Here is a 17,311-nt window from a genome sequence, read left to right as displayed (position 1 = left end):
CTCCATGCGTCGGGCGCGGCTAGTCAGCGGATGACGAACAGTTCCCGGGGCAGTGTGGTGAGCAGACGGTTTCCGTCCGGGCCGACGACGAACGGGTCCTCCACGTGCACGCAGCCGAACCCGAACTCGTAGTACGGCGTCTCGATGTTGACCACGGTGCCCGTCTGCAGAGCGTCGGTGCTGTCCGGACGGATCAGTACGGGGTCATAGACCTCAACGCCGATGCCGTGCCCGACGTGGTTGCGCTGGTAGTGCGGGATCCCGGCGTCCCGAACCGCGTCGACGGTGAGCGCGAAGAGTTCCTGTCCGGTCATGCCGGGACGGGCCTGGTCCAGTGCGGCCTGCTCGCCAGCGAGTACGGCGTCGTACAGGCGAGCCAGCCGCGGGGCGGGGTCGCCGAGGGTGGCCACCCGGGCAATGTCGCACCAGTAGCCGTCGACGACGGCCCCGACGTCGAACCACACGGCCTGGCCCAGCCGAAGTGCCGTCGTCGTGGGCTGACGCTGGCCGGCTACCGCGTTGGCGCCGATCCGGATCAGGGTGAAACGTGGTGTGCCCCCCTGGGCTGCAACGGAGCGGTTGAACTCGCGGACCAGCTCGCGTTCGGTGACGCCCTCGCCCATGACAGCGACTGTGGCGCGGATCGCGTTCTCCGCGACGCGCGCGGCAGCCGCGACGAGTTCCGTCTCCCGCTCGGTCTTCACCTGCCGGACGTGCCGCAGGTGCCCAGCACCGGGCACTAGGTGCCAGCCGGACAGCCATTTGCCGAGTTCGTCGAGGAAATCAGCCGGCACCCCGTCCTCGTCGACAGCGACCCGGCCTCCGCCGGGGCAGGCCTGTTTGACTGCGTGGGTCAAGGCGGACAGGGCGTTGTCGAAGCGCCGGTCGTCCGAGACGCCCCGCAGGAGGGAGTCTTCGTGGTCCAGCGCCAATCTCTGGGGCAGTTCCCGGTGGAAGGGGCCGTAGGCGATCGCCTCGACGATGCGCTCGTCGGCGTCCAGGAACTGGTCGACCTCACAGCGTCCACAGACGAAAAGGGCGCCTGCCCGGGTGTCCTGGGACAACACGGCGAAGGCCCGGCCCGTGTGCGGGAACATATCCAGGTGCACACTACTGACGCCGGTCAGATACGTCAGGTTCTCCGCGGTGGTGCTGACCAGTGCGTCCAGGCCGAACTCGCTCATTCGGCGCTGAAGGCGGTCGTGGTTGACACGCATTCGATTGGTTCACCTCGACACTCTAGATAAAGACTCGTCCGCGCGAAGAATTCGGTATGATCGATTGCCCGAAAGTGGGGCGTCCACGATGCGCGACACGATTTGGGCGCAGTTCGACGGAATGGAAAAACCTAGGGAGAAAGCCCTTTCGTTTCCACCTCGTATCAGCATCGCGGCAGCCCGTCATTTCGGTCTTGTATGAACGCGACTCCCATGGTCGGCCTGGGCCATCGAGCCGCAATAACACGCCATATCGAGACGACCGGAATCGAAGCATATGTGACGTCTTGACCGTGCCCAAGATCACAGTTTCGTCGTATCGAGTATGGGTTCAGTGACGCCATAGGCGTTATTTCGCGAAAACTACACTTCCGTCAAAATAGGCGAGAAACTTTCCGCCCGAGCGGTCGATGCACCTAGCATCAGTTTGCCCTCTAGTCATTCCTCATCTTCTGGAGGAAAGGCGTGCCCAAGAGTCCGCCGCCGGCACCCAACGCAAAGGAGGCGATCTGGGAAACCTCCGAACTCGAGCCTCATGGTCATGTTCTCGGATACCGAGGTTTTCAAGCGGGAGCAGAGCGGACAGGAAGACATCTTGTGACGCCTGACGGAATGGTCAGGCTCGTGTTCGGCTTCAGCGGCCCTCTGCATGTCACAAGCGTGCTGGACCCCGCGCGCTCGGTCGCAGCCACCTCTATGGTCATCGGCGTCCACGCCACCGCGACCCTGAGCGAGTACACCGGGCCCGTCCATGGCGTCACCGTGATTCTGACACCGCTCGCCGCATACCGACTGGCCACGGTTCCGATGGCGGGTTTCGCGTGCCGTACCGTGGATCTGGCCGACCTGCTCGGGGCACGGCTGCGGGCCTTCGTCCATAGGCTGGCTGAATACCCCGACTGGCACTCGCGCTTCGCCATGCTCGACCGGCTGCTAGCCGTTCGGCTGTTCAGCGGCCCGGCCTTTTCGCCTCAGATCGACTGGGCGTGGCGAACCCTGCTCCGTACCGCGGGACGGACTCCGGTTGGCCAGCTGGCCAACGAAGCCGGCTGGAGTCGCCGCCAGTTGGAGCGTCGATTCCTTCAGCAAGTGGGCTTGCCACCGAAGTCGCTGGCCCAGGTGATCCGTCTGCAGGCAGCGCTGCGCCATCACAGACGCGGACTGACCTGGGCGGACGTGGCCGGGACGGCCGGCTACCACGACCAGGCGCACTTCACCCGCAGCTTCAAGGCCATGATCGGTTGCACCCCCGGACAGTTCTCCGCCATCTGGGCTGACACCAAGGATCACGGCCCACTCGACGTCCTTCCCGACGCCATTCCCGCATCGCTCTACGCCTCAACCGGACCATTCCAAACAGGAAAGGCAGGAGACACATGTGCGGCATCACCGGGTGGGTAGCATTCGACCACGACCTGCGCACCGAGTTGCCCACCGTGGATGCCATGACGGAGACCATGGCCTGCCGCGGGCCTGACGGTCGAGGCACCCATGTCGACCAGCACGTCGCCCTGGGACACCGCCGACTGGCCATCATCGACCTGCCCGGTGGCGGACAGCCGATGAGCGTGCCCACCCCCCACGGCGCCGTCACCATCGTGTATGCCGGAGAGACGTACAACTTTCCCGAACTGCGCGCCGAACTCGCCTCCCGCGGGCACTCCTTCACCACCCGCTCCGACACCGAGGTGGTTCTGCGCGGATATGTGGAGTGGGGTGAGGCCGTCGCCGAGCGCCTCAACGGCATGTACGCCTTCGCCGTCTGGGACACCCGCGAGGACAAGCTGGTGATGATCCGCGACCGGGCGGGCATCAAGCCCTTCTACTACTACCCCACACCCGACGGGGTGCTGTTCGGCTCGGAGCCCAAGGCCATCCTCGCCAACCCGATCGCCGAACCCACCGTGACCGCCGACGGATTCCGTGAGCTGTTCGCGTTCATCAAGACCCCTGGCCGCACGGTGTGGGAAGGCATGCGCGAAATCGAGCCGGGCACCGTGGTCACGGTCGCCTCCACCGGCATCCGCACCACTCGCTACTGGAGCCTGGAGACCAGGGAACACACCGACGACCGGGACACCTCGGTGGCACGGGTGCGTGAGCTCCTGCACGACACCATGCGCCGCCAGCTCGTCAGCGACGTGCCCAGCTGCACCCTGCTCTCCGGCGGGCTGGACTCCTCGGCCATGACCGCGATCGCCGCAGCACAACTCGCCGGGCAAGGAGAGACGTTACGCAGTTTCGCGGTGGACTTCGTCGGCCTGACCGAGAACTTCGTCGCCGACGAGCTGCGCCCGGACCCGGACACCCCCTTCGTGCACGACGTCGCAATGAAGTCCGGCACCCTGCATCAGGACATCGTGCTCGGCTCGGCCGAGATGACCGATCCCGAAGTCCGCCGCAAGGTGATCCGCGCCCGCGACCTCCCCTCGGGGCTCGGCGACCTCGACGCCTCGTTGTATCTGCTTTTCAAGGCGATCCGCGAACACGCGACCATGGCGCTGTCCGGGGAGTCCGCCGACGAACTGTTCGGCGGCTACCGACAGTTCTTCGCTCCGGAGGCACGGGAGAGCACCACCTTCCCGTGGCTGGCCGGCCACCAGCAGTTCTTCGGCCAGGGCCGCAAAGGCCAGGACGGAGGTTCTCCCGCGCCGGCCCGGCAAGGCCTGTTGACCGACCAGCTGAGCGCAGCGCTCGACCTCGACCACTACATCCAGGACTCGTACCACGACGCTGTCTCCGGCATCCAGCGTCTCGACGGGGAGAGCGAGCTGGAGTGGCGGATGCGCAAGATCAGCCACCTGCACCTCACCCGGTTCGTGCGCATATGGCTCGACCGGAAGGACCGGATGAGCATGGCCTCCGGCCTGGAGGTGCGAGTGCCCTTCTCCGACCATCGGCTGGTGGAATACGTGTACAACGCGCCCTGGGCGCTGAAGTCTTTCGACGGAAAGGAGAAGTCACTCCTGCGCGCCGCGGCCGCCGATGTCCTGCCCCGCTCCGTGGTGGAACGCCGCAAGGCCCCCTATCCATCCACACAAGACCCCAAGTACGCCGCCGCCCTGCGTGAGCAGTGCAGGGATCTGCTGACGACGCCGGGTCACTCGGTGTTCGACCTGATCGACAAGGCAAAGCTTCGCCAGGCAGTGGCCACCGAAGCCCCACAGATCGACCAGGCATCCCGGCGCGATCTGGAACGGACACTGGATCTGGCCGTGTGGATGGGCATGTATGCCCCGACCATCAAGCTGCCCTGACCTTTGCGCCCTGCAAATCTGGGAATCCCCGGCCACCCGTCGGGATTCTGAGTCCTCCCCTCCCTCCTCCGGAGCGCGACGTTGGCACCTTCCGGTCAGCAACAGACATCACCGACCACAGGAGCGGCACCTGCGGTTCTACCGCCCGCGCCCGCTCGGGGATGGCTCGCGGTTCTCGCCGTCGCTTTCGGCGTCTTCACCGTGACCGCGACCGAGACGATGCCCATCGGGCTGCTGCCCGACATGGCAGCCGGTCTGGAGGTCTCGGAAGGGACCGTCGGACTGACGGTCACCCTCTATGGCTTGTTCGCCGGCGTACTCGCTCCAGTGCTCACCGCGGCCAGCCGCCGTCTCGACCGCAGGCACCTCCTGCTCGTCATCCTGGCGGTGTTCGTCGTGGGCAACGTCCTCACCGCGATGGCCATGAACTACGTGTGGCTGATGGCCGTCAGGCTGCTGATCGGATTCATCCACGGAGTGCTGTGGGCCATCGTCGCAAGCATCGCCGTACGGCTGGTTCCACCAGCTCTCTCCGTCCGGGCCACGGCGGTCGTGTTCTCCGGTATCTCCCTGGCGACCGTCGTTGGAGTCCCCCTCGGCACCATCGTCGGCCAGTGGCTGGACTGGCGTGCAGCCTTCTGGGCCCTGGCCGCGTGCAGCGCCGTCGCCCTCACCGCAGCCGCCGTCCTGATGCCCTCGATGCCGCCGCGCGGCGGCGTCCATCTCTCCGAACTGCCCCACCTGCTGAAGACGGGCAACCTCCGCACAGCGGTGAGCGTGACCGCCATCGTCGTGATCGGCCACTACGCCGCCTACACGTACATCACCCCCTTCCTCCTGCGAAACGTCGGCGTGCCGTCGAACCAGATCGGGGTACTGCTGCTCTGCTTCGGCGCCGCCGGCGTGGTGGGCAACTTCATCGCGGGACCAGTCATCGAACGCGACCCGGCACTGCGCACCGTCGTCCTCGCTTTCGTCGCCGGTACCGGAGGTTCAATGGCCCTGCTGCTCGCGGCCGGAGACTGGAAGCCCGCGGCGATCGTGTTCCTTCTCGGCTGGGGGCTCACCTACTCGGCATTGCCGGTCGCCTTGCAGACCCTGGTCCTCCGCAGCGTGCCGCATGCGCGAGAAGCGGCGACCTCTCTCTACGTCCTTTCCTTCAACGTTTCGATCTCCCTGGGGGCGCTCTTCGGCTCGCTCACCCTGGACCGCTCAGGCCCGTCGCTGGTGATGATCACAGGCATGGTGTTCTGTGCCACCGCCCTCGTTGTCACCACCTTTCTGCGCCCGGAGCCGACGGCACCATGACACGCGTCCAGCCAATGAGCCTTTTCCAACCTGGCCTGCGCGCTTGACTGGCCGGGAATTTCGACCCTGTGGGTGGCCGCGCAACCTGGCGGTCAGCCACGCCCGACCAGGGACGGGTAGCCATGCTGAGCAGCGAGCAGGAATCGGCGACGGGCGCCTTGGAGATCATCAACATCTCCAAGAGGACCTGCACGCCCGTCGGCGCCGTTCCCCTGAAGGGCCAAGGACGACCAGGGCAAGGCCGACCTCGCCGAGACAGACAACTCCGAGAGCCGCACGGACTCTCGTCGGCGTCTCCGCACAGCCCAGCATTTTCGCCAGGAACCGCTTCCAGTCGATGTAGCGTCCACTCCTGCGACAGGAGGTACCCGAAGAGCCGTGCATAAGCAGGGGAGGGGAGGCGGCGGTGTGGGTTGCGATGTCGCTACTGGCAGGTCTCACCCTCCTCGGGTTCGGTACCCATGAGGCCATGGTCCAGCACCGCCTCCAGCGCGAGGGGGCCCGTGTCAGGGGCCTGGTGGTCCGCCACCACGTGGAAGGCTCCGGAATGGACGGTGGCCCTGTCTACTTCGCGGTGGTCGAATTCGTTGATGCGCAGGGTAGTCGGCACACGTTCCAGGCGGGGTCATCTGGAGTCAAGGGCTTTCCCGTGGGCGGTGGGGTCCCGGTGCGCTACCTTCCCGAGGCCCCGAAGAGCGCGCGAATCGACCTCCGCGGGAGACGGCTTGGGGAGGTCGCGGCTCGTCTCGTGGGTGGCACCCTGTTCTTGGCCATCGGGATCTGGATGCTCGCCACCGGTCGTTGAGCTTGTTCCTCAGACCGTGTGCTGCATGGTCAGCTTGAGGATCCGCCTGTAGCAGCACAGGGCAGCTGCGAGGCCGAGAAGGACGAGGCGGGTTTCGGAGTTGCGTTCGTAGCGGGGGCCGAGTCGGCGGTAGTCGGAAAGTCACGAGATCGTCCCCTCGATCACCCACCTGCGGCGACCCGGGCGTTCGCTGGACTCGATACCTTTGCGGGCGATTGCGTACGCTGACACGCTTGCCTCGTGACCATTGCCTGACGGCGATGAACGTCCCACGGCCCCGACCTGTTTCTGAACAAGTCGACGCTTTCTTCAGCAACTTCGGAGCCTTTTCCCTAGCTATTCGGAAGGACCGTGATGAGCACCGACGCCAGTTCGCTGACCGCCCAGGACCTGGAGCTTCTCCGACGCCCCCTGTACGGGTTCCTGTCCGTGGCCGGGGGGCCACTCCCGCCACAACCTCGGCCGGTGTGGTTCGAGGTCACCGCCGAGGACACGATCCAGCTGTTCACGGGTCCGGACACGCTCAAGGTGCGGCGCCTACGCCGCGACCCTCGCGCCTCGATCGTCGTCGCCGCTCCAGTGGGTGAACGCGAGCGCTGGCTGTCGGTCGCCGGCCGCACCACGGTGGAGCCCGACGGAGCACACGACCTGGCCGCCCGCCTGGCCGCTCGCTACTGGAACCTCGACGACCCAGCCCGCGCCGACGATCTCGCCGGGATCCTGGCCGCAGACTGGGTTCGTCTCGTCATCCACCCGGAGACCGTAAGCCGCTACATGTACTGAAACCGCCGCGACAACCTCTTCGAGTGCGCCGCCGTCCCGGCGGCTCTTTTACGGTTTCGAGGAGCCAGAAGAAAAGGCCGGTTCCTATTCGGTCTCCTTACGGGGAGCGCGATGAGAATTCTCAAGACATACGCCCGCCTCTATGCGGACAGCGTCGAGCAGTGCCTTCCCTTGCTCCAGCAGCTGACCGGTTCTGAGGAGCCCGACCTCCGTTTCACGGATGGCGAGGTGGAACTGGTGGGTATCGGTGACTTCCTATTGTTCGCCGGTCCTCCAGAGGAGCGTGCGAAGCACATGCATGCCTCCACGACGGTCGTCGTCGCCGACCTGGATGATCTGACAGCGATCCTGATTGCCGCCGGAGCCGTGATCACCGAGGCCGCCACGCCCGCCCCCACAGGCCGCTATCTGTACGCACGTCACGTCGGAGGGCCGGAAGTGGAGGAGATGCCCCAGAGGCCTGCGCTGCACGGCCCTGCCGGAGCCTCACCGGCCGCCGGATACCGGGTGGTTGTGGCCGGTCAGTGCTCTGCGTCGCGGACCAGGAGTGCGATCTGCACCCGGTTTTCGACCGTCAGCTTGGCGAACAGGTTGCCTGTGTGCGCCTTGACGGTTGCGATGCTGATGTTCAGCCGCTCGGCGATCTCCGGGTTGCCAAGACCGTCCGCGATGGCCCGGGCGGTGTCGAGTTCTCGTTCGGTCAGCGCGGACAGCTGTTTCCGCGCGGCTTCGCGGGACGAGCGGCGAGCCTCGGAGGACTGCGGCCCGGTGGCTGCGGCGATCACCCGGGCTGTGGCCGCCGGGGACAGCACGGGGTTCCCGTCCGCGACGGTCCGCACCGCGTCGAGGATCCGCGCTGGCGGGGCGTCCTTCAGGACGAACCCGAGGGCTCCGGCGCGCAGCGCGCCGAGCACCAGATCGTCGGAGTCGAATGTGGTCAGCATGAGCACCCGGGGCGGCGCCGGTCGGGTGAGGAGTTCCCGGGTCGTGCTGAGACCGTCACGGCCGGGCATCCGGATATCCATCAGCACGACGTCCGGCCGCTGCTCGTCCACCACGGTGAGCGCGGCGTCCCCATCGGCCGCCTCCGCGACGACGGTCAGGTCCGGTTCACCGTCGATGACAAGTCGTAGCGCCAGCCGCACCAGTTGTTCGTCGTCGACGATGACGACACGCACCGGCTCCCGCTCGCTGTCCACTCAGCTTCTCTTTTCGTGGTCGTGGTTCGGCCAGGGTAGGTGCGCGGTGAGGACGTATCCGCCGTCGGGTGTCGGGTGGTGGCCGAGTCTTCCGCCGGCGAGGGTGATGCGTTCGCCGAGGCCGAGCAGGCCGAATCCTGATGCCGGCGGTTGAGCGGTCGTCGTGGTGGCCGTCGTCTTGGTGGCCGGGGAGCTGTGGACGCTCACCTGCAGTTCGTCGCCGGCTGTTCCTTCGACGGTGACGTGTACGTGGGCGCCCGGGGCGTGTTTGGCGGCGTTGGTCAGCCCTTCCTGGATGACCCGGTAGCAGGTTCGTCCCACGACGTCGGACGCTTCTCCCGTCACCGTGGTGGTGAGCGTGACGTCAAGTCCGGAAGTGCGGGCGTCGGCCACCAGATCCGGGATTCGGTCCAGGGAGGGATGTGGCGGTTCCGGGCGGCCCGGGTCGGCGCGGAGCACACCGAGGACGTCTCGTAGTTCTCCCAGCGCTTGGTGGGAGCCGTCGGCGATGCCACGGATCAACGTGCGGTTCTCCTCAGTGGTGAGGTTGCCGCGGTGGTCCAGCACTCCGGCCTGCATGGCCACCAGGGAGATCCGGTGCGCGAGCACGTCGCGCATCTCCCGGGCGATCCGGTTCCGTTCCAGGGCCCGTGCCTGCGCCGCCCGTGCGGCCTGTTCCCGTTCCGAGCTCTCCGCCCGCTCCCGCAAGGACCGCACCTCGACGCGCCGTGCGCCGATGGCCACGCCCATGGCCACCGCGCTGCCCGCGCTCAGTGCCGGGAGCGCGAGTTGGAGCCATACCGATCCGGGCGGGCTCTCAACCGGCTAGAGCGCGAGGGTGAATTGCGACGCGGTCACATAGACGAGCGCGACAACTCCGATCTCCACCGGACGGCGACGCGTGGAGATCGCGCACAGAGCCAGAAGCGCGGCACCGATGGCGAGTACCGACGCGCCCGAGGTGGTGGCGACCGCCATGGTGACGGCGAGCGGGAACCGCCGCCGCCATAGCAGCGCCGTCAGGCAGCCGAGAGCCACCAGCGGATCACCGGTGACCAACCAGGAACACGTGTCCGTCGCGCACCCCCGCGGCAACGCCACACCGGTGGAGAGCCAGAAGGGAATGCCCAGTGCCGCGGCCGCCACCAGCCGCCATGTCTGCTGCCACCCCCCGAGCCGTGGCGCGACGTCCGCGTTCATCCGGTCATTTGTCGCGAAACCGCGCGGCCGGTGCAGCAGACCCGGGGACACTCCCACCCTCGCCCAGAGTCGGATCGCCGCCTCGACTTTGGTCGAAGGTAACTCGGGCCGCCGGGCCGATGTGCCGGTGACGCCGGATGAACAGACTCGTATCCGTCATCCGACCGTTCCGGCGCGCGACCTCGTGCGCCCCCTCCAGAGGACACCAGATGCGCAAAACCTTGTCCCTCACCCTCGCTGCCACCGCAGTCGCGGCGGCCACGATCTCGGGAGCGTCGGCGGTGGCGACTCCGGACACGGTGACGGCCGCGCCGGACACCCTGCAGTGGGGCCCGTGTCCGCAGAAAGCCGAATCGCAGAACGCCGACGCGCCCCGTCTTGAGTGCGCGACGCTCGACGTCCCGCTGGACTACCGCAATCCGGACGGCCGGCAGATCGAGATCGCCGTCTCCCGCCTGGCGAGCAAGGATCCTTCGAAGCGCCGCGGTGTGCTGCTGACCAACCCGGGCGGCCCCGGCGGCTCCGGGCTCGACTACCCGGCCACCCTCGCCAGCGCCGGTCTGCCGAAGGACGTCCTCGACTCCTACGACGTGATCGGCTTCGACCCGCGTGGCGTCGGCCGCAGCACGCCGGTCACCTGCGACCTGACACCGCAGCAGCAGGCACGCGGCAACTTCCCGCCGTACGCGCACACCGCGGCCGATGTCGCCGAGGAGGCGCCGTACGCGCGGACCGTCGCCGAACAGTGCGCCACGTCGCGGACGGCGTGGATGCTGCCGTACACCACCACCGCGAACACCGCGCGCGACATGGACCGGATCCGGACGGCGCTGGGCGAGCCGAAGGCCTCCTACCTCGGTAGCTCCTACGGCAGCTACCTCGGCGCGGTGTACACGACGCTGTTCCCCGAGCGCAGCGACCGGATCGTGCTTGACAGCAACATGGGCCCCGGCGGCTACGACCTGGCGAACTTCCGCCTGCTCAGCCGCGGAATGGAGGACCGGTTCCCGGACTTCGCGGCGTACGCGGCCGCGCGCCCCGAGTACGGTCTGGGCGCCACACCGAAGCAGGTGACCGCCAAGTTCTTCGAACTCGCGAAACGGCTGGACGCCGAACCGGTCGGCGGCATCGACGGAACGCTGTTCCGCGGGGTGACGTTCGAGCGCCTCTACGTCGAGGGCTACATGCCCCAACTGGCCCAGGAATGGCAGGCGCTGGACAAGGGCAAGCCGCTGCCGACTCCGCCGCCGGTCCCGGAGAACTTCCTGGCCAGTCATTTCTACGTGACCTGCGGTGACTCGCGCTGGCCCGGCAAGGTCCGGGATTACCAGCGCAATGCCGCGATCGACCGGCTGAAGTACCCGATGCTGGGCGGGACCACCGGAAACATCAAGCCCTGCGCGTACTGGCCGGCCAACCGGATCGAGCCGCCGGTCCAGATCGGTGACCGCGGCCCGTCGAACGTACTGATGGTGCAGAACGAACGCGACCCGGGAACACCCCTGGCGGGCGCCATTAAGCTGCGGCTGGCATTCGGCGACCGGGCCACGATGGTGACCGCCGACCAGGGCGGGCACGGTGTTTACCCGTTCGGCCGCAACACGTGCGCGAACAACACGGTGACAGCGTTCCTGGCCAACGGACAGCGCCCGGCCGAGGACCTCGCCTGCGCGGCGGAGCCGAACACAGCAGCGGGAGCGGACTCGTGATCAAAGAGTGGCGAACCGTCGTGCCATACAGCGGGTCATACCCGGGGACGGGCGAAATTTGAAGCGCTTCCGCTGGTGGCAGTTGCCTTTCTGCGCGCTGTTCCATCTGCGGCTGACGGACGACGGCCGGTAGACGGACCACGCCGTCGACGTCAGGCACTGGCAGAACCAGTTCGTCTGGCAATGTCAGGGCCCGACCGCGCGCCCTGGCAGCCCGGGTTCGTCGTCGGGAACCGTGGCCGGGCTGGGGCGCGTCTGTCTCCGGGACCGTGGAAGGGACGCCCATGAGCATTGATGCACCCCGCCCGTCCGGGCCGCGGCCCGCGGGCGACCCGCCGCTGCCGTACACGCCGCTGTGGCGACGGCTGCGGGAGGACGAATGGCCGCCGCCGGGTGAGGTGTTGAGGGGCCGGCGGGCGCAGGTGTCCCCCAGGGTCGTGCTGGTGCTGGTATTCCCGTGCCTGTGGTGGCTGACCGTGCCGTTGCTGGTGGGCTACCAACTGGCCCGTACGGCCCGCCGCATGGCGCGCCAGATCTTCCCCCTCCGCCCGTTAGGGCAAGTCGAGGATCCCGACGTGTCCCGGGTACAGCGGGTACGGGCCTGGATGGCCTTCGTCATTTCAGTGGGGCTGCTATCCGCGTTCGGAGGCTGGCAGCACCTGCCGGGGCAGCTCCTGCAACATCTGCTGTTCGCGCCCTGGTTGGCGCTGGTGAGTGCGGCGGTGGTGGTGGCGCTGCTCTTCTGGGTGGCCAGGCCCGGGACGCGGCGGGTCATGCGGGCACAGCTGTGGCCGGCTGGCCGGTCGGCCCTGTGGTACTTCGGCGCCTGGACGCTGGTGCCACTGCTGTTCACGGCGGCGGGGCAGGGTATGAGGCTGCTGCCCAGCAGCGCCAACGGTCTGTCTGGGGTGCTTCTCTGGGTGTCCGTGATGTTCGTGTGTTGGGCGCCGTTCTGGTGGGTGATCTTCTTCCTCTGCTTCGCCTCCGGTCCCGCGCTGCGCCACGCCTTCAACCTGTCCGCCCTGCACACGGCGCTGCCCGCGCTAGTCACCAGTGTCCTGGTCTGGGTGTTCGCCTTCCTCGGCCTGCCGCCGGGCGGCCTGCCGCCGGGCCCGGCGGCGCTCGCGGTCTGCGTGTTCCTCGGGGGCCCGGTGTCGGTGACGGCATTGGCCTGGTGGGAGATCCACCGGCTGCGGCGGCGACACGGGGTGCGGTGGCGGAGTTAGCGCCACGGATCTGCGCGTTGCGTCCGGCGTGGAGCGGCCGGGTCTCGGTGCGATGGGGCACCGGTGCGGCCCCAACTGTCCCTGGGCCACTCGACGATCGCGGAGGATGTCGGGGTCCGGCTCCCTTCCCGATTGCGCTTCTTGTGCGACGCGAACGGACTGCTACTGCGTGTCGGCTCAGCGGCAGACGAGCTCCCAGAACGCGAGGCCCGCGAACAGACAGCCGACCGCGAGGCACGGCACGATCCTGCTCAAGCTTTTCCAGACGAGCCCCTGCCGGACCCCGCCGTCTCGCATGTCGATCCGCGCGGTCCCCGGGGCGCCGGGAAGATAGACCACCAGGACCGAAGCCTGCAGGCTCAGGCCCCGCCCCGTTTCCTGGTTTCGAAACTGGCCCATGTGACCCTGGTCGTCCACGAATTCGTGCAAGACCTGCATCGAGGCCCCCGCGATCCGCGTTGACGCGTCAACGCGGATCCCAATCGATGGGGACGGAGGCGGATCAAGGCGGATCGAAAAGTCCCGATTTTTGGAGCTTCTCGAAGAAAAGGCAGGTGAGAAGGGTCACGCGATCGGGTTCAAATCCCACCGCTACCGCCGGAAAGAACCCCCCGACCGATGGTCGGGGGGTTCTTCGCTGTGCCGGTGGGATCGAGGGGTCAGCGGGCGCGGGCCACGCGGCCCTCGTCCCAGACCGGCTCCGGAGTCTCGCGGACCCTGCCGTCCGCGCCGAAGACCAGGAAGCGGTCGAAGGAGCGCGCGAACCAGCGGTCGTGGGTGACAGCCAGCACCGTGCCCTCGTATGCCTCCAGGCCCTCCTGGAGCGCTTCCGCCGACTCAAGGTCGAGGTTGTCGGTGGGCTCGTCGAGCAACAGGGCGGTGGTGCCCGCCAGTTCGAGCAGCAGGATCTGGAAGCGGGCCTGCTGGCCGCCGGAGAGCTTCTCGAAGGGCTGGTCGCCCGCGCGCTCCAGCTCGTAGCGGCGCAGCGCGCTCATCGCGCCGCCGCGGTCCTTGGCGTGCTCGGTCCACAGGATGTCGACCAGGGTGCGGCCGAACAGCTCGGGGTGGGCGTGGGTCTGGGCGAAGTGGCCGGGGACGACCCGGGCGCCGAGCTTCCAGTGGCCGGTGTGGGCCACGTCGTCGCCGGCGAGGAGGCGCAGGAAGTGGGACTTGCCGGAGCCGTTCGAGCCCAGCACCGCGACCCGCTCCCCGTAGAAGACCTCGAGGTCGAACGGGCGCATCAGGCCGGTCAGTTCGAGGTGTTCGCAGGTCACCGCGCGCACGCCGGTGCGGCCGCCCTTGAGGCGCATCCGGATGTTCTGCTTGCGGGGCGGCTCGGGCGGGGGGCCGATCTCCTCGAACTTCCGCAGCCGGGTCTTGGCCGCCTGGTAGCGGGAGGCCATCTCGTCGCTGCGCGAGGCGTACTGCTGCATGTCCACGACGAGCCGCTTCAGTTGGGCGTGCTTCTCGTCCCAGCGGCGGCGCAGCTCCTCGAAGCGCTCGAAGCGCTCTTGGCGGGCCTGGTGGTACGTGGCGAAGCCGCCGCCGTGCACCCACACCTCCGAACCGGCGGCGCCCGGGTCCACGCTCACGATCTTCTCGGCGGCGCGGGCCAGCAGCTCGCGGTCGTGCGAGACGAACAGCACGGTCTTGCGGGTCTCGCGCAGCCGCTCCTCCAGCCAGCGCTTGCCGGGGACGTCCAGGTAGTTGTCCGGCTCGTCCAGCAGCAGGACCTCGTCGGGGCCGCGCAGCAGCGCCTCCAGGACGAGCCGCTTCTGCTCGCCGCCGGAGAGGGTGCGGACCTGGCGCCACTGGGCCTTCTCGTACGGGATGCCGAGGGCTGCCGTCGTGCACACGTCCCACACCGTCTCGGCCTCGTAGCCGCGCACCTCCGCCCAGTCGCTGAGCGCCTGGGCGTACTGGAACTGGGCCGCCTCGTCGTCCCGTTCCATGATGGCCAGTTCGGCCGTGTCGACGGCTTCCGCGGCTTCGCGGATGCGGGGTGGGGCGACGGAGACGAGCAGGTCGCGGACCGTGCGTTCATCCCGTACGGAGCCGACGAACTGCGGCATGACGCCGAGGCCACCGCTCGCGGTCAGCGTGCCGGCGTGCGGGCGGAGTTCGCCGGAGGCGAGCCGGAGGAGAGTGGTTTTGCCCGCGCCGTTGGCGCCGACCAGCGCGACGGTCGCGCCCTCGCCGACCCGGAACGACGCGTCCGCGAACAGGACCCGCCCGTCGGGCAGGTAGTAGTCCACGTGCGCGGCTTCCAAATGTCCCATGCGCAGATCATCACCTGTCGGTCGGAACACCGGCAAACGATTTGGCCACGCGGTGGCGGGGGCTCGGGCCGGGGCGTTCCCCACGGCACCGCATAGCTGCTGGGGCTGCGCCTCCGCCCCTCACATCGCCCTGGCGGGCTCGTCCTCAAGCGCCGGACGGGCTGGTCTTCCAGCCCGTCCGGCGTTGAACGGAGCCTGGGCAGAGCCCCGGTTCGGGATGGGGGCACTCCCAGCGGTAGCCATGGCCACATACCGGCGGTAGCCGGGAGAGGGGGTGGTAATGAACCGCCGGAGGCGTGTCAGGCGTCCGGGGCCGCTGCCCGCTGGCGGCTCACCGCACGGTGGACCGCCTCGTCGATGGCCGGTAAGGCGTCCGGCACGTTCTTGTAGTGGACGTATTCGACCGTGGCGACCGAGCGCAGGCCGCGGACCAGGAAGGCGTAATCCTCCCCCTCCTCCAGGAGGAGGACGATCGGTTTGCCGAAGGCGCTGGCCCAGCCGATCTCGATATGGGTGCCGGGGGAGGCCGGTACGCCGGGGAAGCCGACGAAGACGTCGGCCTTCTCTATCTCCTTCTGGTCGAGTTCGGTGCACTCGTCGGGGCCCATGAGCTCCGCCCCCCACAGCTCCCGGCGGTGGGCGTTGTGGACCTCCAGGCCCTGTTCCTCGAAGTGCCGGATCAGGACGGCGAAGGGGGTGCGGGTGGCGTCCGGCATCTCGCCGGTGCTGGGACTGAGCAGGCCTGTGAAGGGCCCGGCGAGGAAGACGCTGTGTACGGCGGGGCTGTCGCTGGTGGTCACCGAATTACCTCCGAAGTCAGGGGAGTCGGGCGCAGTGGGGCGCGTCGGGGCGCGGTGGCGCCGGTGGGGTCAGTGGGGCTCAGTCCTTCTGGAAGCATTGGATGTAGGCGTTTCCGCTGGTGCCGTAGGTGTACTCGGTGGTGTCGTACGCCTGGTACGCGTGGCGCTCGACGCGGATCGTCCGGAAGTAGTCGACGTACTGCCAGCGCAGCTCCGGGCGGGTGCTGAAGAACGGGATGAACACGCCCCCGGGGCGCAGCACGCGCACGATCTCGGGCACGACCCGCGCCCACAGGTCCTCGTCCTTCCACACCTCCATGTCCAGGGCCGGGTCGAAGAGCATGCCGTCGAAGCTCTCGGACGGCAGGTCGTAGATCCGCCGGAAGAAGTCGCCGCGCTCGATGCGCAGCGCGGGCGGCAGCTCGGGGTGTTTCTCCCGGAACAACTCCTCGACCTCGCCGTAGAGTTCGAGGACGGTGTGGCTGCGGGTAGCGGGGTTGCCGGCGACGCGGAGGGCGGACAGGCCGAGGCCGAGGCCGACCTCGTAGAAGTCCTGTCCGTACTCGCACAGCAGGTCGGCGCTGGCCCACATCAGGTCGCGCTCCCAGGCCTGCATGGCCTGTTCGCCGCCGATGGACAGCGTCACTTCGCCGCCGCTCTCGATCAGCTGGATATCGGGGGTGGCGTCCTCCGTGACGCTCTCGGTGGTGCTCTCCGTGGTGCTCTCTTTCTCCATCGCTGCCATCCTTCGGTGACTGGTGGGGCGTTCGGGGCCGACGGTCGTCAGCCCCGGCGGGGGACGACTCCGAAGTGCCGCCTGGCGGTGGAGACCGCCAGGTCCTGCACCGCGAAGACGGTGAAGTAGTAGGCCTGCGGGGCGGTGTGTGGGGCGACCCGGACGCGGAAGACCACGTCCCTGGGGCGCCGGTCGGAGCCCTTGACCTTGGTGAGCGCCGGTTCGACGGTGGTGTCCGCGCGCAGGTAGGTGGGGACGAACAGGCCCAGGCGTACGGGTCCGGGCCGGGCGGCCGTCAGCTCGGCCCGCACCTCCAGGACGCCGCCCTGCTCCACCTCGTCGGCGGCGTACGCGAGCAGCTCGGGAGCATCGGGGACGCGGAAGGTCACGTCGCCGCAGCGCATGCAGACCACGCACACGGTGTCCAGGACGTGCGGCAGCAGCCCGCGGCGGACGAACCGCTGGGCGGGGCGGCCGCAGTGGCACACCACCTCGCGGACGTCCGGGTCCAGGCTGCTGCGGTCGCCGAAGTGGGCGGGGTAGTTCATCAACTCGGTCTCGGGGTCCTCGGTGACCTGCCGGGCGACGACGTGGTCGAGGGACTGGAGGTCGGCCTCCAGGGAGGTGCGGATCTCCGCACCGGAGCGGTCGGCCTGGTGCGTGGGGCGGGCCACCCACAGGTCGGTCTTGCGGGCGAGCTTGGCCAGGCGGGGGCGCAACGGGTGGTTGTGCGGCAGCAGTTCGCCCGCGAGCAGCGCGGTGAGCCGGTGGCCCACGGTCAGGAGCAGGGGG

Annotated in this window: 14 protein-coding genes and 3 pseudogenes; 7 read left to right on the top strand and 10 right to left on the bottom strand. The window is 68.4% G+C overall.

The features are described 5' to 3' along the window. Nucleotides 1-23: 23 nt before the first annotated feature. Nucleotides 24-1,217, bottom strand: coding sequence for a M24 family metallopeptidase (locus AOK16_RS02825; protein WP_055470611.1), 1,194 nt, complete (start codon nt 1,215-1,217; stop codon nt 24-26). Nucleotides 1,218-1,841: 624 nt separating this feature from the next. On the opposite strand from AOK16_RS02825, the gene AOK16_RS02820 reads away from it, so the two are divergent. The 3 genes from AOK16_RS02820 (at nt 1,842) to AOK16_RS02810 (ending at nt 5,782) form a co-directional block, all read left to right on the top strand. Continuing rightward, nucleotides 1,842-2,618, top strand: a complete 777-nt coding sequence (locus tag AOK16_RS02820; protein ID WP_240483332.1) for a helix-turn-helix domain-containing protein — start codon at nt 1,842-1,844, stop codon at nt 2,616-2,618. Further along, a complete protein-coding gene (gene asnB / locus AOK16_RS02815; protein ID WP_055470610.1) occupies nt 2,594-4,474 on the top strand; it encodes an asparagine synthase (glutamine-hydrolyzing) in 1,881 nt (626 codons plus the stop codon). Before AOK16_RS02820 ends, asnB begins: the two co-directional genes overlap by 25 nt. Nucleotides 4,475-4,555: 81 nt before the next feature. Next, on the top strand, nt 4,556-5,782 hold the full coding sequence (locus AOK16_RS02810; RefSeq protein ID WP_055470609.1) for an MFS transporter: 1,227 nt from the start codon (nt 4,556-4,558) through the stop codon (nt 5,780-5,782). Between the two features lie 424 nt (nt 5,783-6,206). Here AOK16_RS02810 and AOK16_RS27905 read toward each other — a convergent pair whose 3' ends face one another. Continuing rightward, nucleotides 6,207-6,392 (bottom strand): hypothetical protein, encoded by a 186-nt coding sequence (locus AOK16_RS27905; protein ID WP_240483330.1) that lies wholly within the window; start codon nt 6,390-6,392, stop codon nt 6,207-6,209. On the opposite strand from AOK16_RS27905, the gene AOK16_RS29165 reads away from it, so the two are divergent. Beyond that, entirely contained in the window at nt 6,330-6,587 is a 258-nt protein-coding gene (locus AOK16_RS29165; RefSeq protein WP_420865368.1) for a DUF3592 domain-containing protein, read from the top strand. The genes AOK16_RS27905 and AOK16_RS29165 overlap by 63 nt on opposite strands. A gap of 9 nt (nt 6,588-6,596) precedes the next feature. Here AOK16_RS29165 and AOK16_RS25080 read toward each other — a convergent pair. Next, nucleotides 6,597-6,843 (bottom strand): annotated as a pseudogene (locus AOK16_RS25080) (IS5/IS1182 family transposase); the annotation flags it as partial. A 98-nt stretch (nt 6,844-6,941) separates the two neighbouring features. On the opposite strand from AOK16_RS25080, the gene AOK16_RS02800 reads away from it, so the two are divergent. Then, nucleotides 6,942-7,370: a pyridoxamine 5'-phosphate oxidase family protein gene (locus AOK16_RS02800; RefSeq protein ID WP_055470607.1), complete on the top strand. Its 429-nt coding sequence runs from the start codon at nt 6,942-6,944 to the stop codon at nt 7,368-7,370. A 521-nt stretch (nt 7,371-7,891) separates the two neighbouring features. On the opposite strand, the gene AOK16_RS02795 is transcribed toward AOK16_RS02800, so the two are convergent. Then, nucleotides 7,892-8,569, bottom strand: a complete 678-nt coding sequence (locus tag AOK16_RS02795) for a response regulator (protein ID WP_055470606.1) — start codon at nt 8,567-8,569, stop codon at nt 7,892-7,894. Continuing rightward, nucleotides 8,570-9,769: pseudogene (locus tag AOK16_RS02790) on the bottom strand (sensor histidine kinase). A 209-nt stretch (nt 9,770-9,978) separates the two neighbouring features. Here AOK16_RS02790 and AOK16_RS02785 point away from each other — a divergent pair. Together AOK16_RS02785 and AOK16_RS02780 are read left to right on the top strand one after the other, a co-directional pair. Continuing rightward, a complete protein-coding gene (locus tag AOK16_RS02785; RefSeq protein WP_055470605.1) occupies nt 9,979-11,478 on the top strand; it encodes an alpha/beta hydrolase in 1,500 nt (499 codons plus the stop codon). Nucleotides 11,479-11,762: 284 nt separating this feature from the next. Next, entirely contained in the window at nt 11,763-12,704 is a 942-nt protein-coding gene (locus tag AOK16_RS02780) for a hypothetical protein (protein WP_240483329.1), read from the top strand. Between the two features lie 177 nt (nt 12,705-12,881). On the opposite strand, the gene AOK16_RS02775 is transcribed toward AOK16_RS02780, so the two are convergent. From AOK16_RS02775 to AOK16_RS02755, 5 genes and pseudogenes are all read right to left on the bottom strand, one after another. Beyond that, on the bottom strand, nt 12,882-13,142 hold the full coding sequence (locus tag AOK16_RS02775) for a hypothetical protein (protein WP_055470604.1): 261 nt from the start codon (nt 13,140-13,142) through the stop codon (nt 12,882-12,884). A gap of 221 nt (nt 13,143-13,363) precedes the next feature. Further along, nucleotides 13,364-14,983, bottom strand: coding sequence for an ABC-F family ATP-binding cassette domain-containing protein (locus AOK16_RS02770; RefSeq protein WP_055470603.1), 1,620 nt, complete (start codon nt 14,981-14,983; stop codon nt 13,364-13,366). A 299-nt stretch (nt 14,984-15,282) separates the two neighbouring features. Beyond that, complete coding sequence (locus AOK16_RS28915) at nt 15,283-15,783, bottom strand: TIR domain-containing protein (protein WP_205627616.1); 501 nt, start codon at nt 15,781-15,783, stop codon at nt 15,283-15,285. A 79-nt stretch (nt 15,784-15,862) separates the two neighbouring features. Further along, the gene (locus tag AOK16_RS02760) at nt 15,863-16,519 is read right to left on the bottom strand and encodes a class I SAM-dependent methyltransferase (protein ID WP_055470602.1); all 657 of its coding nucleotides are present in this window, start codon (nt 16,517-16,519) and stop codon (nt 15,863-15,865) included. 47 nt (nt 16,520-16,566) lie between these two features. Next, a pseudogene (locus tag AOK16_RS02755) lies at nt 16,567-17,311 on the bottom strand (hypothetical protein); the annotation flags it as partial.

Source organism: Streptomyces pathocidini (assembly GCF_001418495.1).
Lineage (GTDB): Bacteria > Actinomycetota > Actinomycetes > Streptomycetales > Streptomycetaceae > Streptomyces > Streptomyces pathocidini.
This window is presented reverse-complemented; position numbering and strand designations above follow the sequence as displayed.